Genomic DNA, 13,150 nt, shown 5'->3' on the forward strand with positions numbered 1-13,150 from the left:
AACTTGGAAGAAAGCACACACGAGTCTTAAGACACCGGTGGAAAACCCGGAAGATGATAAGCGCAGGAGGCGCTACACTTTCTGGACTTCGAAATACAGAAGCGCGTGGTCGGAATATTTCCTGGTCCACGCATCTCGTTTCTCAGGAGTCGTTTCTTGCGGCCACCCGCGGATATCGATATGGGCTGCTCCAAAGGCCTTAAACCGCATATGGTCCGCCGCGACAACATGATCAAGGTTGCCCGGTGAGTAAGAGGACTTCGAACCCGGCCAATAGGTCTCCGGATAAGACTTGTCGAGTACCTGCATCTTCCGGTTTTTCACCCGTTTCTGGAGACGTTGGACTTCCTCGTCTGCACTGACATCCTTCGTGCTAAACGTCAGATTCATCCCCATCGTGTTGAGATCCCCCAGAAAAATATAATTCGCCTGGCCCTCACTGCACGATGCCTTATCCAGGACTTTTCGCAATTTGAGCGCCCGTTCGGTCTGATCGTCCCGCAAGCCAAATCCTCGAGGTTCCGTTAGACTTTTTAAATGCAAAAATAAAAGGGGATAGGCTTTCCCATCCACTTGAATCGTAAGCAAGGAACCAGGCCGCAGTACGGATACCCCCGATTTAAACTCCAGCCGTTGAGTATAAAAACTCGAGAAGGTTCGCTTCACACCTATCAAAATTTCCTGTGCCTGAGGCCCCTCCGTAATATGAAACTGGTAATCCGGCATCACCGTCACGATGGTATCATAGACCGTCGAGCCCACGACTTCGTAGACCGCGACCACATCAGCATGTTGTTGGGCTAGAAACTCGATGATGGGGCCTATCGGTTTTTTCGGCTTACCCTTATTTTTGTGCATCGCCCCGAAATGCTCCACATTCCAAGACGCAACGGAGAATGCTTTGGCCATCTCCTCCTCCTTGGTGACGTGTGATAGGTCATGAAATCTTCATCTTTCGCAAGGTTGTACCATAGGCTTGAAAAAAGAAAAAGATTGCTTTACCGGGCGTATAACTCTTTCACAATCCCTTGTATACAAAGGTTGGGTTTTTCAGCAGAGAAGCTTATTGACAGAAACGGGCTGGCAACAAGGGGGAAAGTTCTCGCGTCAAATAGAGGTCAAATAGGCCGCAATGAACAAGACAGCCAGGCTCAGACTTAAGATGGCTCGTTGGACCCAAACCACTTTTCCGGAAAACAGGAGTGACTCCGTCTCATTCTTTTTGCTCTTTGCGGAGACACCATAGGGATCAAGAATAAGATCGTGGACGAAAATTAATCCTCCTACAATCGCAAAGACAAAAAGCTTGAGCATCATGATCAAGCCCCAATTGGTTTCAATGCGTGCTGACCCGCTTTCATCCAATAATTGAGACGCTCCGGTAAAGACCAGCGCCATAAGACTCACCCACCCCACCATTTTAAACCGTTGGCCAACTTTTTTGACCATTTCAAGAGCTTCCATCGACGGTACCTTAGCCTTACCTTCGGTCAAACTTGGCCTGACGACGAGCTGAACAAACATCCATCCGCCAATGAAGGTGATGGCGGCCAATAAATGAATCCACGTGACAACATAGGCAGGCATATGTTTTCTCCTACAATTTCCATTCATCTCCCAAACGGTGCCATAATACCCACTGAAACAGGGAAAGACCACCAAGAAACGTGATGGATTCTCTCGTCCCCCGACTGGAATCGGCTATGGTTCTCTCAACAGCTGTGGAGGTCAAATGATGAGAATTCGCTTACAGCTATTCTCAAATATTTCCCAAATATTTGTCCTGGGGCTTCTGGGTCCATTCACACTTGCTGGATTCATGGCCATTGACTCCTCATGGGGAGCCGAAGCAGACAAGGAGCGATGGAATAAGAAATATGAAACCGAGAACTATCTATTCGGACGTGACCCCATCCCGTTTTTAACGGACCATGTCGATCTTCTACCCAAGGGGGCTGCCCTTGACCTGGCCATGGGTGAAGGACGCAACGGGGTCTTTTTAGCCACAAAAGGCTTTCAGGTCACCGGGGTCGATATTTCAGAGGCGGGTTTCAAAAAAGCCCGGGCCCTCGCTGCCGAGAAAGGCGTGAAACTGACCACCGTCGTCGCCGACCTGGAACAATACACCATTCCCCAGAATTCCTACGATGTGATTATCTGTACTTATTTCCTGCAGCGCGATCTCTTCCCAAAAATTACTGCTGCCCTCAAGCCCGGCGGGGTGGTCCTGATCGAAACCTATACGGTTGATCATTTGCAATACCGCCCACAATTTAACAGAACCTTCCTCCTGGAGCGGAATGAATTACTGACGTTGCTCCCTGCGCTACGAGTGTTGCGTTATCAAGAAGTCGATACAGGAGATGCAGCCTTTGCCAGCATCCTGGCACAAAAACCCCTACAGGCCACACAGCAATAAGTGCCAGAACTTTGGTTTCTCTCCTTCCTCCTGAAAGGAAAGAAATGGTTGCGGATCATACAGAATAGAGGGTTCTCCCCTCTTTTCTGTGTGTCCCTGAAAGGGTTCTCTCCCATGGTCCGACGCCTGCTGCTGGCTGGCTCAAGGGAGGGACGCTCTCATCCGCTGGCAGGCCTTGTTTGAGCCCTTCGAGCAACCTCAGGGCAGGCTCCGTGAGTTGGTCCGCCCTCCGCAGGCTGGCGTCCCTCCCCTCTCATGGGGCCAGACGGGGCGTCAATGGTTTTGGGGGCTTTTGCCTCCACAACAAAGGTCGCGCTCTTCGAGACGCATCAGGCAAAACCTCGCCTGCCGGGGCGAAACCCGGCAACACAGAATATGGCGTCGACACGCGAGTTGTGCACACACCTGCGAGGCGTTCACCCGCCTGGTCTTATTTACTGGCAATCCACAAGATAGATATCCGATACACATCGGCAAGCTGTAAGGCAAAAACCATAAATTCGGAATGATCCATGGTTGCGGCCTTTTGGATCATTGGGGTACCCTTGCAACTTCTTTTGGCGTTTGGACTTCCATATCACGAATAGAAACCCATGACCCAAACCACCGCCTCTCAACCCACTACCGATACCTGGGCAGGAGTCAGCCCTCAGGTCTTGGAGGGGGACATCCTCAATCAACGGGCATGGCGCATGCCCGATATTGTGATTTATCAGCATGCCACTGAGGAATGGTGGGTGGCCCCGCTCGATGAAGAATTACCCTTGATTCGTCTCAATCGCATGGGCGCTGCCCTGCTCGGCGCGATGGATGGTCGTATGACCATTGGTGCCCTGCTTAATCAGTATGGGAAATGGGTCTGCAGCCCGACCCAACAGAATGGTCGCTGGCATTTAGAACGGTGGGCCCAACCGCGGTTTTCGTTAGCCTATTTTGGAACCGAACCCCCCAGCGGACACAGCGCAGAGGCGAAATGGGATTTGTTGCTGCAAAAGGTGCGGGAAGGGTGGCATCAAAACGTCCAAGCTGAAACCGAGGATCATCTGTCCAAATTTCACGTTCAAGGCATTCAAGGCCCCCATGGGCATTTTGAAATTATCGAAACGACGGTCTCGCACTTATTTCGTGAACCCTGCGAAGCCATGAACGGGCTGACCTATGGGCGACTGCTCGGCAAAACCCTGAGGCAAATGGGCTGGCTTTCCCCCAAACCCAAACGCATTGTGGAAGTGGGTGCCGGCCTCGGGTACGTATCAAAGGAACTGGCAGCAGAACTCTCGGCGGAGGAACGGAAAGACGTTCAGTACACCTTTCTCGATCTGACCGGCCCGTTTCTGGGATCCCAAACGTCGTTAGCGCGACAAGCAGGGTGGACGGCAACAGCCATTCAAGCCAATGCCGAACGAATGCCCTTGGCGGACCGTTCCGTTGATTTATTGATCGACAATGAAAATCTTGCCGACATGACCCCAATCCAATTTGCCGGGGACGAACTCCTCACGTATCGAGGCGAAAACCCTTTGCATGAGGAAGCCCTGGACCTTATCCGGCGCATGCGCCTGCCACTCATGCCACCCTTTCCCGACGAAGTGATTTTCAATTACGGCGCGATTCAATTTTTACAGGAAGTCTGGCGCGTGCTGAAGCCGGGCGGACGTGCCATCCTGGTCGAATTCGGGATCGAAGATGATTGGCCCTCTCCCGTCAGATTGCCCGGTCACACCGAATATGAAGTGCAATTCAGTCATCTCCGTCATGCCGCCAAATGGCTGGGCTTCCGCGAGCAGTATTGCACCCTGCCTCAATTACTGGGCATGAAACGGGACATTAATGTCTTATGTACCGGCGCGGCCTATACCCTACGGCGATTTTGCCGTGAATTGGAAAAGCCCTTCTCCGTGCGCGCCTATACCGAAAAAGAATTGGGCACCGCCCTGGGCACTCTTCTTCCCAAACTCACCGGCTTGCACTACCATAACGTTCTGGATCCGGCATGGTTCGGTCTGTGGGATTTTAAAGTCCTGTTGGTCGAAAAGCCCGGCGGCATGAGCATCGGGCAGCAACCGGCCTTCAAAGAATCCGGCGGTTTCCGCTGGTACACTCAGCGATAAGACTATCCCTACCCTTCTTATTCCACCATTTTCAACTTTCTGGCTTTATCAACCAGAATTCCTTCCCGAAGGCCAAAGTCACTGACCAGACATGTGTCAAGACTGAAGGTCTCCATGATTCTTCGTAGAATCACCGTGCCTGCCACGATGACATATTCCCGCTCGGGCTCCAGACCCGGCATGGCCAAGCGCTGCGGTCCGGTTTTGGTGATGAGATTCTGCTCCAGCCCTTTGATGGTCGACAACGTTAACTCATAATTGTGGACACGTGCCGACTCATATCTCGCCAATCCTTGAGACATCGCGGCGAGTGTAGTGACGGACCCTGCGGTCCCCACCAGCGGTATGCCTGAAAAGGTCCCGAAGGCTTTTGACACCTTGGCCAATTCCTCATCAATACAGGCTTCAGCTTGGGAAATCTCCCGGATTGTGGGTGGATCCAGACGAAGTACCCGCTCCAATAAACGCACCACTCCCAGATCCAACGAAATGACGGCCGGAGCCTTTCCAGTTTGGGCCAGGATACATTCGGTACTGCCGCCGCCAATATCCAATCCCAAAAAATCAGAAATAGCGGGAGACAGGCCAAAACGAATACCCAACATGGTTCGCCTGGCTTCTTCTTCTCCCGTTAAGACCTCCACTTCCCATCCGGTTTCTTGAGTGACAAGGGCGAGAAAGTCCTGGCGGTTTTCCGATTCACGCACGGCGCTGGTCGCCACGACTGCCACCCCGCTGAGCGGATACTTGGCGGTCTTTGTTTTCCAATCTTTTAAGGTGGACACTACGCGATCCATCGCGGCCTGTGATAACCGTTTGTATTGGTCCACCCCTTCCCCGAGGCGTAGGATCCGCCGATCCGCATCAACAACTGCCAATTCCCCCGGTGGATTGACTTCTGCCACCAACAAGCGACAGGTCAAGGTGCCAATATCAATTCCTGCGAGTAACATGCTGTCGCTTCTCCGATCTTGAGATAGGCCCCACAAATTCCCCCCACACGATCGCAATTCCCAAATTAAAAGAAACCAAACGTGAGGTCGACATCCATACCTGAAATGCACTCAAAAAGACCAGAGCATTGAAATCCGTCCAGACTTCTTTTCCCACCCAAGATTTCTGTGTTAGGATTTAAAATTCTGCTGCATATTAATACTCATAAACTTTGGGCCTGACTATTACAAAAGGAGAAAAGGATGGCGCAAATTCATTGCCGAAAATGCGATAAAGACGCGGACCCGATCACGGACAATCTTTTTATGGGGAAACTGGAAGAAGAAATCAAACAGAAAGTCTGTCAAACCTGCTGGAATGAATGGGCCGGCCCGGGCGGAACAAAAACCATGGTTATTAACGAGTACCAATTGAATTTAGGGGATGAAAATGCCCGGCAAACCCTTAAGACACAGATGCGGACTTTTTTAAAATTGGATGACACCACGGGCGAATTTAAAGATTACCGCCATTAATCTATCAAAATTTCCTACCATAATTTCTAAAGGGTTCGGATTGAGGCTCCTTTCTTACGCAGGATTCCTCCATTTTTGTGATGCAGGGCCGGAGGGAATTATCGCACAGCCTTGCCTGACGGAGACGTGGGAGTGAGCCGGTTTTCCGATGGTACCCTTACAACCACGTATGATCTTCTCCCGGGAAATGCCCCTCTTGATGGAATCCCTATGGCACGTTAGGATGAGTTTATGGACACACCTTTAGGCAAAGGGGTTTTCCTTATCGCCACTCCGGCGTTGCGCGATCCCAATTTCCGTCAAACGGTCGTGCTGCTCTGCGAGCATGGACCGGAAGGGGCCCTGGGCGTGGTCGTAAATCGTCCGACCGAAATGAATATTGCCGAGGTGCTGCCTCAAGTTCCAGTGCTCGAAGGGCAGGAACATCGGGTCTATTCCGGGGGGCCGGTTCAGAAAAACAGCTTGCTCGTCCTGTACCGTTTGAATGAGGAAATTGAAGATACCCATGCGGTGCTTGACGGCGTGTATCTGGGCGGGAATATGGAGACGCTGGAGCGCATTCTAGAAGTTCCCGGTGAGCACGAATCGTTTCGGGCATATATGGGCTATTCGGGCTGGGGACCTGGACAATTGGAGACGGAAATGGAAAGTGGGTCATGGCTTACCATGCCTGCCCAACCTCACCTCGTCTTCGAGGAGGATTCTCAGGTCTTATGGGGCGAGGTCATCCGAACCTTCGGAGATCACTATACAATGTATGCGCATATGCCCGTTGATCCAAATTTAAACTGACTGCCTCTCTGGCCCGACTGCATCCGCATCCCTACACCTCCGGCTTCAACAAGACCTAAGCCCATTTCTTTGATAAGGTCTGGTGTATGACCACGCAGACCGAGCCAGGTCATTGGCTCAAAAATTTCTGGCTTCTTCTTGTCAGTCCCAAAATGCTGGTCATGCTTTTGACCGGCTTTTCTTCCGGCCTTCCTCTCCTGCTCATTGGCTCGACCCTCAAATTCTGGATGCGGGAAGAAGGGCTCGATTTAACCACCATTGGATTTTTCGGATTAGTCGGCCTCCCCTACACGCTCAAATTTCTCTGGGCTCCAGTTATGGACCGTCTTGTGTCTTCTGCTCTGGGAAGACGACGAGGATGGATGCTGGGCACTCAGATAGCTTTGATGATCACCATCGCCTCACTCGCGTTGACTCAACCGGCAATTCAGTTATCAACCCTCGCGGTCTTGTGTGTCCTTGTGGCATTTTTTAGCGCCAGCCAGGACATCGTCCTGGATGCCTATCGACGTGAATCCCTCTCTGACGAGGAACTCGGCATTGGATCTTCCATGTTTATTTATGGCTATCGCTTAGGAATGTTGGTCGCTGGAGCGTTAGCCTTATTTCTGGCAGATCAGGAGAGTCTTTCCTGGAATGCTGTCTATTTCATCATGGGCGCCATGATGATCATTGGCATTCTCACGACATGGTTTGCACCGGAACCCACCATTCCCGCACCACCACCCGCATCATGGCAGGAAGCCATCACAGGCCCGTTTCTGGAATTTTTTTCCCGTCCGGGCGCCCTCATGATGCTGTTGTTCATCCTGCTGTATAAGGTCGGCGATAGTATGGCGTCAGAAATGCTTTCTCCATTTATGGTGGATCTCGGGGTCTCGAAAACCGATTATGCGATGATCGTCAAGGTTTTTGGCATGATTGCCTTGATGGCGGGAGGATTGATTGGTGGGCTGGTGGTCTACCGCCTGGGAATTGTGCCATCCCTGTTTATCCTGGGTTTCCTCCAAATGATTTCAACGGCAGGATTTGTCATTCTGGCCTATACCGGCAATCATCTCCCGACCCTGACGGCCGTCATTGCCTTTGAAACCATTTCCAGTGGTCTGGGACAAACCGCATTTGTGGCCTTTATGGCCAGTCTCACCAACAAGCGGTTTACCGCCACACAATATGCTCTGTTGACCAGCTTCATGGGCATTCCACGAGTCTTTGCCGGTTCCACCACCGGAGTCCTGGCCACCTGGTTGGGGTGGGAAGGGTTTTTTCTTCTGTGTACCGTAATTGCCCTGCCCGGCTTATTCCTCATCCCCTATCTCCGCCGCTTGGAAGAAAACCACCAATCCCTCACCAGGCAATAGGACCTTGTTGAGCCGGCAAGGATGGAATTGAGACAAGCAAGGACAATTACATCCCCTAGTTCCTAATGAAGTTGAAACATTTCCTAATAGTTACCATGCACCTTAAGGCCGTTAAAACGGCCAAAACCAGAAATGGGGGGTATCGGGTGGGGGCTGAATAACTGAATGATCAAAGGTTAAATCCGGGCGCAACGCCACATGTAAAATATAGGTGACCCCTTCACCTCTTCCCAGATTCATGGATGGAGAGACGGGCAACAATACACGGAGAAGCCATCCGAAATTTATCCGCATCGTCTTGCTATCTCCATATCGGTAACGAAAGACCATCCCGCCGGCCCCTTCCTCAATCTCATCGGGAGCGCCTAATTTCCTGGCCACATCCCGAACCGTGCTTTTTCCTGGCACCAATTCTTCGAGAGAGTCGGCAACTAATGGATCATTGACCACCACGCGACGAAAGTCACAGCTAGCCAGAGAAAGAACCAACAGGAGGCCAAGGATACCGGTTTTTCCAAAGACCAAGGCCATCTTGCCCTACTCCCCGAACGGCCAGATTTGGAATTCCACATTCCTGGTCCGATTGCCAAACACCACGTCATCCACTAACCCTTGGGAATTAAAAAATACCCAGAGATGATCACTGCCAATATTAAGACGGGATAAAAACAGCAACCATCCCAACTTGCTGTCAAATCGGCGGTAGTGAAAGATCTCATAGCCGTTTGCCTGGACAATTTCATCGGGGGCACCGAATTGTTGGGCCACTTCCTGACGATTTGTTATGCCTTTCTCAATCGTCTCAATCCGATCCTCCGGAAAAGCCTCACCCACTTCTCCCCGGACAAATGCACAACCATTCACTATGTTCAACAACACCAGAAGGCCGGCTAAAAGTAACAGTCCTCTTGGATTGCTCCAATGATGGCTGAAGCCGGCTTGAGATTTCCGCAACATAGACTTTCTCCTCTCTATGACTTTATGAGCTGCTCCCCCGAGGCAGCCAGGGAAACAATTTATTGGTGGTGCGTTGATAAATGCGATAGGCTTCCCCTCGGCTGTTCATAGCCTGAGCCTCGGCCAGGGGCACTCCCGTCACCCACAAGAGCGACGACATCATGAGTAAAGGCCACGCGATCGCCATCCATGCCCCCGGCAGTCCAACTGCCAACGGAATATAGGCACACCACTGTAGAATTTCAAAAAAATAATTAGGATGACGGGAAAACCGCCACAACCCCGTCTGTAAGACCTTACCCTGATTCGTCGGATTAGATCGGAACCGTTCAAGTTGAATATCCGCAAGAGCCTCTCCAAAAAAGGCTAGCAAAAAGATCCCAAAGCCCAGGAGATCCCAACCTCTTACCGCCGGTTCAGAATGGCCCATAATCCAACACAGGAGAAATCCAAAGAACAGACAAGCAGGAACTTGCAGCATGAAGTACCCGAAGATTCCTACCGATTCCCACTTGCCTAACACTGCCCGAAGGGTTTTATACCGGGGGTCCTCCGACTTTCCCCAAATGCGATTCTTCCACAGGTGCCAGCCCAACCGGCAGGCATATGCACTCCCCATGCTCACAACAAGAGCCCGTCGCCAAGGACTGCCCTCTCCCTCTATTCCACAAACAATAACGACAAGGCCAAATCCCAAACAAAATCCTACATCGGCGAAGGAGGCATGGCCCACTCGCAAATGTACAAGCCACAAGGCAATGAAGAGCACCAGGAGGAGACCTACAATCTGAGACACATGCGGAAGAGTGAGCATATGCCAGGAAAACGGATTCACCTTAAATCAGAAAACACAGGATTCACACCACGACCATGAAGATATTTGGAATGGGACTCAATTCGCGGCTAAGGCCAAAGGACTCCGGACGGTTTGATCTTCCGTGACGGGACTTAGGTTTGGTTCGAGGAGGAACACTCGGTCACCGGATACCTTCCCTTCCTGGATGAGAAATTCTCGAATGCCTTGAGCCCGTTCCTGAGCCAGGAGACGAAGCTGCTCATCCTCCACCTTGATCGATTCAAGCAATTTGGATCTCATCTGCTCAGGTGAAGGAATGTCCGGAGTTTTCCCTTCCGGAGAAGCCAGCATATTGGGTTGCGATCCGAATTGCTCGGCAAACACTTCTGCGATCAAGCGCCCTTCCTCTTCCGGACTAAGTTCAATCTGCTCTAAAGACATCCCCTCCCTCGCGGAAGAGGAGCCCTGGACGAATTTTCGCTGTTGCAGTTGTTTCCGCAATTCCCCGGCGGCCAAACCCTGGTGATCGACCTGGCGATCGGCAGCCCCGGTGATATCCAATCGCAAGGCAGGACGATCGCCCAGCGCTTGACCAAGCGCATGCAGCTTTTCTTGTTCAGCAGGAGACAACCGGGCATTACCCGCAGAAAAGGCCACATATTGCAGATCATCACCGTTGCCACCCACCAATCCTCCGACCATGGCAAAAGGAGATGTCGCAACTTTGGTTAGAAGATTTCCCACGGTATTCCAGATGACTCCTCCATAACTAAAATCCGGATCGTCCAAATTCCCGCGCACCGGCAAATCAATATCAATCTGTCCTTTGCGGTCTTTCAGTAAGGCCACGGCAAGAGGAATCGGCAACGACGTCGCATCCGGACTTTCGATTTTCTCACCCATCCGCAACTGGTCAATCAACACCTTATTTTCACCAACGAGAGTCTTTTCAGAAACTTTATACTCGAGATCCAACGACAGCTTCCCCTTCGTAATGGGATACCCGACATAGTGGGCCGAATAAGGAGAGACGGTGGGGAGATCAAGATTGTTGAACGTGACGGTCACATCCGTATAGGCATCTTCACTCAAAGGATTAATCTGCCCGGCAATCTTAAATAGGGCGTATTTATCTACCGTCCCTTGTAACGCAACATCGGCTTTGGCTAATTGATCCGAAGATAGTCCCTTAATCGTACCGCTCAAACCATCAATTTTTGTAACGACATTCGGAGAAACCGATTGATCGGTGAAACGAGCCAGAAGATTGGTAAGAGACACCGATTCAATTGTGACCGGGATCGGAGACGATTCGTCAGATTGGGCCTCCGACGGCGTTTCGTCTGATGCCGTTTCTTCTTGAGATCCGGATCCTGGCGGAGAAAACAATCGTTGAAGATTCAACCTTCCTTCCTCATCAATCAACAAGGCGAGTGCGGGATTGATCAGTTCGATTTTTTGAAGATTTACTATGGTTGGTTCAATTTGTAGATCCAAAGCCTTCAGCTCAAACGCCTCCCATGTCAAAAAAGAGGTGTCCTGCATGGGATCTCCAAGGGCCAAATGGGATATCCCCATTCCTCCTTTAAAGCTCACCATTGGCTGAGTCGTCGTTTCCGCCTGATAGTGTGTGCTTCCTTGCAGCGAGAGCGCGCCATCCTCGATAGCAAATTGGACAAAGGGAGCGATATACGATTGAAACGGCGCAAGGGCAATGTTCTTTAATGACAGGTCAAGTTCAAGGGACAGGGGATCTACCATTAACATCCCTTGCAAATTTGCCTGTCCGGTTTGATTGAACTGAAACGAAAGATCGACAGGAAAAGAGCGATCCAAATCCAATGACACGTCCGAGGTGTGAAAATGAATGGTGTCCAATAGCAATTTGACAGGATCTTCAGGCTGGCGGTCCTCAAAATCAATGGTGAAGTTATCCAAGGCCAGATCCTCAATGACCATCTTCCACGGATTGGCCGGGGAAAGCTCCGGTTCAGGAACTGTCTGATTTTCTAATGTTACAGGTGAAAACAACGTCTGATAATTGACCACTCCATCCTTTCCGACCCACCCGGTTAGTTGAGCGTCGCGAGACTTTATCGAAGGAATTCGAACATCCTGCTTGGCCACATCAACCGAGACGCCGTTGACTTCAAAGAGGGGAATGGTGATTACGGGGGAGCGGGTCCCTTTCTCCTGAATCTGTAAATCATGAATCGTCAGGCTCCCTCCATCGACCAAGACATCCACCCCCTGATCGGTCGTAGACAATCGATAATGTCCCTTCATCGTTATTTGTCCTTGAGGAATCTCAAATCGCACCAGATCCTGAGCATAGGTCCATAGTCTGGGCAATTGGTAATCTTCAAAAACCAAGCGCCCTTCGGACTGAAAGGGGTCCAGAGTGACCGTCCCTTCCCAGGTAATTTTCTCACCTGCATCGCGTTCAGCTGAGAGCACATAGGAATTGGCCTGACCTTTTTGGGTACTAAACTGTTCCAGCGTGAGATTGATTGGCACGAAATGCGCCACAAATGGAGTCGGGCGGGAAGAATCCCGAAATTCCAACATTCCCTGTTGAATGGAAAGTTGTTCGATTAGAATCGCGGGCAATTCTGCGGATTCTGGTGATGAGTTTTCCTCAGGTAGAGCCTCGGGAGGGACATCCTGAGGTGCGGAGGAAGAGCCTAATGCCGCGAGATTCAAGGATCCGTCGGCGCGAACCCATGCCAATCCATACGGCAGCTCCACCCGAATTTCCGCAAACGTGTAGGCCCGGTTCACCAGTGAAGCGGCAGGATCGAAATTAATGAACAGTTCACCTAACCCGAGTAACGGAGAACCATCGGATTCCTGAACATCAAATCCGTTAATCTGTAGTGTAAACAAAAATGGATTAAACTCGGCTTCCTGGATAGCCACCGGCCGACCCAGTTGCTCCGAAAGCCTGGGAGGAACCTTCGTGGTAATCGCCCACGGAATCACTAGGTAACCCACGAGAGTATAGAGTAGGAACAATCCAAGAAGAACATACAGAAGAATTTTGCCATTTTTTTTCATGATTTGGGGTTTATACTCATGAAAGAAAACGAAATCGAGAAGATGCGATCAGTGAAACCCATTTAAAATTTGACGCGAGACACTATACTATTAGGATAAACTCAATTAGCTTGATGTATCGGTTCATGATAACGGCCTGACTCTTTGAGAGCTAGCCTGATCCACCCGGCCTGTTACTCCTCCTTCAT

At 50.8% G+C, this 13,150-nt stretch carries 12 protein-coding genes; 5 read left to right on the plus strand and 7 right to left on the minus strand.

What is annotated here, in order from left to right; translation table 11 throughout:
* Window positions 1-72: 72 nt before the first annotated feature.
* Together PP769_RS00595 and PP769_RS00600 are read right to left on the minus strand one after the other, a co-directional pair.
* A complete protein-coding gene (locus PP769_RS00595; RefSeq protein WP_312643910.1) occupies window positions 73-909 on the minus strand; it encodes an endonuclease/exonuclease/phosphatase family protein in 837 nt (278 codons plus the stop codon).
* A gap of 198 nt (window positions 910-1,107) precedes the next feature.
* Complete coding sequence (locus tag PP769_RS00600; protein ID WP_312643912.1) at window positions 1,108-1,587, minus strand: hypothetical protein; 480 nt, start codon at window positions 1,585-1,587, stop codon at window positions 1,108-1,110.
* A gap of 145 nt (window positions 1,588-1,732) precedes the next feature.
* Between PP769_RS00600 and PP769_RS00605 the strand changes: the two genes are divergently transcribed.
* A complete protein-coding gene (locus PP769_RS00605; protein WP_312643914.1) occupies window positions 1,733-2,419 on the plus strand; it encodes a class I SAM-dependent methyltransferase in 687 nt (228 codons plus the stop codon).
* Window positions 2,420-3,012: 593 nt separating this feature from the next.
* Complete coding sequence (locus PP769_RS00610) at window positions 3,013-4,530, plus strand: class I SAM-dependent methyltransferase (RefSeq protein WP_312643916.1); 1,518 nt, start codon at window positions 3,013-3,015, stop codon at window positions 4,528-4,530.
* 17 nt (window positions 4,531-4,547) lie between these two features.
* Here PP769_RS00610 and PP769_RS00615 read toward each other — a convergent pair whose 3' ends face one another.
* Window positions 4,548-5,483 carry a Ppx/GppA phosphatase family protein gene (locus tag PP769_RS00615; protein WP_312643926.1) on the minus strand — a complete coding sequence of 312 codons (936 nt, stop codon included), beginning with the start codon at window positions 5,481-5,483 and terminating at the stop codon, window positions 4,548-4,550.
* 243 nt (window positions 5,484-5,726) lie between these two features.
* On the opposite strand from PP769_RS00615, the gene PP769_RS00620 reads away from it, so the two are divergent.
* From PP769_RS00620 to PP769_RS00630, 3 genes are all read left to right on the plus strand, one after another.
* Complete coding sequence (locus PP769_RS00620) at window positions 5,727-5,999, plus strand: Fe(2+)-trafficking protein (protein ID WP_312643949.1); 273 nt, start codon at window positions 5,727-5,729, stop codon at window positions 5,997-5,999.
* A 231-nt stretch (window positions 6,000-6,230) separates the two neighbouring features.
* A complete protein-coding gene (locus tag PP769_RS00625; RefSeq protein WP_312643951.1) occupies window positions 6,231-6,791 on the plus strand; it encodes a YqgE/AlgH family protein in 561 nt (186 codons plus the stop codon).
* Window positions 6,792-6,877: 86 nt separating this feature from the next.
* A complete protein-coding gene (locus tag PP769_RS00630; RefSeq protein WP_312643953.1) occupies window positions 6,878-8,152 on the plus strand; it encodes an AmpG family muropeptide MFS transporter in 1,275 nt (424 codons plus the stop codon).
* A gap of 111 nt (window positions 8,153-8,263) precedes the next feature.
* Here the strand turns inward: PP769_RS00630 and PP769_RS00635 are convergent, their stop codons facing one another.
* Genes PP769_RS00635 through PP769_RS00650 form a run of 4 tightly spaced genes read right to left on the minus strand, consistent with a single transcriptional unit; the run spans window position 8,264 to window position 12,962 of the window.
* Window positions 8,264-8,683, minus strand: coding sequence for a cyclin family protein (locus PP769_RS00635; RefSeq protein ID WP_312643955.1), 420 nt, complete (start codon window positions 8,681-8,683; stop codon window positions 8,264-8,266).
* Between the two features lie 6 nt (window positions 8,684-8,689).
* Entirely contained in the window at window positions 8,690-9,109 is a 420-nt protein-coding gene (locus PP769_RS00640; protein ID WP_312643957.1) for a hypothetical protein, read from the minus strand.
* A gap of 22 nt (window positions 9,110-9,131) precedes the next feature.
* The gene (locus tag PP769_RS00645) at window positions 9,132-9,944 is read right to left on the minus strand and encodes a DUF1295 domain-containing protein (protein ID WP_312643959.1); all 813 of its coding nucleotides are present in this window, start codon (window positions 9,942-9,944) and stop codon (window positions 9,132-9,134) included.
* A gap of 57 nt (window positions 9,945-10,001) precedes the next feature.
* Window positions 10,002-12,962 (minus strand): DUF748 domain-containing protein, encoded by a 2,961-nt coding sequence (locus tag PP769_RS00650; RefSeq protein WP_312643961.1) that lies wholly within the window; start codon window positions 12,960-12,962, stop codon window positions 10,002-10,004.
* Window positions 12,963-13,150 lie beyond the last annotated feature (188 nt).

The sequence above is a fragment of the Candidatus Nitrospira allomarina genome, from assembly GCF_032050975.1.
Lineage (GTDB): Bacteria > Nitrospirota > Nitrospiria > Nitrospirales > UBA8639 > Nitrospira_E > Nitrospira_E allomarina.

What these genes read in the sequence shown, in the direction of transcription:
- PP769_RS00595 (WP_312643910.1), bottom strand. Translation starts at nt 909, where the DNA reads ATGGCCAAAGCATTCTCCGTTGCGTCTTGGAATGTGGAGCATTTCGGG.
- PP769_RS00600 (WP_312643912.1), bottom strand. Translation starts at nt 1,587, where the DNA reads ATGCCTGCCTATGTTGTCACGTGGATTCATTTATTGGCCGCCATCACC.
- PP769_RS00605 (WP_312643914.1), top strand. Translation starts at nt 1,733, where the DNA reads ATGATGAGAATTCGCTTACAGCTATTCTCAAATATTTCCCAAATATTT.
- PP769_RS00610 (WP_312643916.1), top strand. Translation starts at nt 3,013, where the DNA reads ATGACCCAAACCACCGCCTCTCAACCCACTACCGATACCTGGGCAGGA.
- PP769_RS00615 (WP_312643926.1), bottom strand. Translation starts at nt 5,483, where the DNA reads ATGTTACTCGCAGGAATTGATATTGGCACCTTGACCTGTCGCTTGTTG.
- PP769_RS00620 (WP_312643949.1), top strand. Translation starts at nt 5,727, where the DNA reads ATGGCGCAAATTCATTGCCGAAAATGCGATAAAGACGCGGACCCGATC.
- PP769_RS00625 (WP_312643951.1), top strand. Translation starts at nt 6,231, where the DNA reads ATGGACACACCTTTAGGCAAAGGGGTTTTCCTTATCGCCACTCCGGCG.
- PP769_RS00630 (WP_312643953.1), top strand. Translation starts at nt 6,878, where the DNA reads ATGACCACGCAGACCGAGCCAGGTCATTGGCTCAAAAATTTCTGGCTT.
- PP769_RS00635 (WP_312643955.1), bottom strand. Translation starts at nt 8,683, where the DNA reads ATGGCCTTGGTCTTTGGAAAAACCGGTATCCTTGGCCTCCTGTTGGTT.
- PP769_RS00640 (WP_312643957.1), bottom strand. Translation starts at nt 9,109, where the DNA reads ATGTTGCGGAAATCTCAAGCCGGCTTCAGCCATCATTGGAGCAATCCA.
- PP769_RS00650 (WP_312643961.1), bottom strand. Translation starts at nt 12,962, where the DNA reads ATGAAAAAAAATGGCAAAATTCTTCTGTATGTTCTTCTTGGATTGTTC.